Source organism: Mycobacterium sp. NGS17, from assembly GCF_059813205.1.
Genome location: NZ_JCALED010000072.1, coordinates 1 through 203, shown reverse-complemented (window position 1 = coordinate 203; position 203 = coordinate 1). Strand labels below are relative to the sequence as shown.

The following is a 203-nucleotide window of genomic DNA, read 5'->3' as shown; positions in this document are numbered from 1 at the left end:
GGTGCCAGTTGCGATGTGGCGGTGGGGTTTCCGGTCGCGGGCCGGCGTGATCCGGCGCTTGATGAGTTGGTGGGTTTTTTCGTCAACACGTTGGTGTTGCGGGTGGATCTAGGTGGCGATCCCACGATCGCTGAGTTGCTGGCCCAGGTGCGCGCGCGCAGCCTGGCCGCCTATGACCACCAAGACGTGCCCTTCGAGGTGCT

At 64.5% G+C, this 203-nt stretch carries 1 protein-coding gene; it reads left to right on the top strand.

Going from position 1 to position 203, the window contains the following annotated elements; all coding sequences use genetic code 11:
• On the top strand, nt 1-203 hold a 203-nt coding region (locus AC5Y7E_RS24415; RefSeq protein WP_499950987.1), incomplete at both ends, for a condensation domain-containing protein.